The 1,510-nt window shown below is 57.0% G+C and carries 3 protein-coding genes; 1 reads left to right on the top strand and 2 read right to left on the bottom strand.

Features of this window, described 5'->3' with window-relative positions; translation table 11 throughout:
- The first annotated feature begins 34 nt into the window (after positions 1–34).
- The gene (locus EN781_RS32335; protein ID WP_126054169.1) at positions 35–718 is read left to right on the top strand and encodes a response regulator transcription factor; all 684 of its coding nucleotides are present in this window, start codon (positions 35–37) and stop codon (positions 716–718) included.
- Positions 719–808: 90 nt separating this feature from the next.
- On the opposite strand, the gene EN781_RS34640 is transcribed toward EN781_RS32335, so the two are convergent.
- Positions 809–979: a hypothetical protein gene (locus tag EN781_RS34640; RefSeq protein WP_189347969.1), complete on the bottom strand. Its 171-nt coding sequence runs from the start codon at positions 977–979 to the stop codon at positions 809–811.
- 270 nt (positions 980–1,249) lie between these two features.
- The coding region (locus EN781_RS34635) for a hypothetical protein (protein ID WP_189347968.1) at positions 1,250–1,510 on the bottom strand (261 nt) is incomplete at its 5' end.

Below are 1,510 nucleotides of genomic sequence, written 5' to 3'. Positions count from 1 at the left end.
ATCCTATTCTGAGCGCAAGTGAAGCGACCACATCATGACCGCAGTCAACGATCGCGCCCGGTTTCTGATCATCGACGACCATCCGCTGTTCCGCGAGGCGCTGCACAGCGCCGTGCAGATGGCCTATCCGGACGTCGATACGGTCGAGGCGCGCTCGATCGCCGAGGCGCTCGACCTGCTGGCCGGCCCGAAGCCGTTCGACCTCGCGCTGCTCGACCTCAGCATGCCCGACGTTCACGGGTTCGACGGGCTGCTGCAGCTCAGGACCCGCCATCCGCGCCTGCCGGTGGTGATCGTCTCGGGCTATGAGGAGCCGCGCATCATTTCCGAGGCGCTGTCCTACGGCGCGGCCGGCTTCATCCCGAAATCGGCGCGTAAGAGCGATCTCGCCGCCGCCATCCGCTCGGTGATGGATGGCGCGATCTATGTGCCGGAGACCTATGAGATCCAGGCGCCCGACGCCGACAGCGTCGACCGCGCCGACATGGTGCAGCGCCTGGCGCGGCTGACGCCGCAGCAACTGAGGGTCCTCCAGATGCTGCGCCAGGGTATGCTCAACAAGCAGATCGCCTATGAGCTGCAGGTCGGCGAGACCACGGTGAAGGCGCATGTCTCCGAAATCCTGCGCAAGCTCAACGTCTACAGCCGTACGCAAGCGGTGATCGAGGTGTCGAAGCTCGACAATGCGGAGCTGTTTCGGGATCAGGCGGGGTTTTGAGGTTTGCAATCACCCTGCAGGTGATAACGCCGAGCGAGCACGAAAAAGTGCACTGTCACCGTAATTCATTTCCGACAGACCCACAGGCCCCTAAAACGATATCGACGAAACGACTGCTCTCACTTCATCCAGTTCTTCATTCATAATCTCGCTTTCTTCGCCAAGGCCGACATAGGTCACGAAAGCAAAATCGTTCCCATTCGACAAGTACCAAGCAGACAACGTTTCATCTGCTTTCCGATACAATACGCCAACACTCATTGTGCTTGCGAATTTCTCCTCCGAAATATGATTGGTTCTATGAGGTTGTTGTGGCAAAATTCGATCATGAACGATCTAAGAACATCGAAACCCGCGTTTGGTTTTTCCCCGCTCCGATATTTGGCGATAGAGAATTGAAGAGCGCCGACACCCGATGCCTTGGCTAAGGTAGGGGGCCACGCTCCAGGAACGTCGTCGGTTATGTCTTCCCATCCGGCAGCCAGGTCGAATGTGATGCCATGGAATTGTACTATCATTGCGATTTCTGGATCACTCCTGAGCTACTTGCTTAAGCTCGCGGCCATCGACAAAAAGTTGGACAATTCCTCCATCCGGGGGCCACAGGGACAGATATTTTCCGCTTTCCTCGATTTCGATGCGATTGGCAGAAGCGGATTCGGCGAAGAATCGGAATTCCACTTCTACTGTGGGATCGATCAGGTACTGGCGCGCCCAAGGCTCTACGACGATCCGGATCGCCCTATCTGTGTTGTTTCTGTAGACGATGGTTTGGTTGAGAGGCATCTGCCT

The sequence above is a fragment of the Mesorhizobium sp. M4A.F.Ca.ET.090.04.2.1 genome (genome assembly GCF_003999085.1).
In the GTDB taxonomy this organism is placed as follows: Bacteria; Pseudomonadota; Alphaproteobacteria; order Rhizobiales; family Rhizobiaceae; genus Mesorhizobium.
Note: the sequence above shows the minus strand (reverse complement) of the source record. Positions and strands in the feature narration are given on the sequence as shown.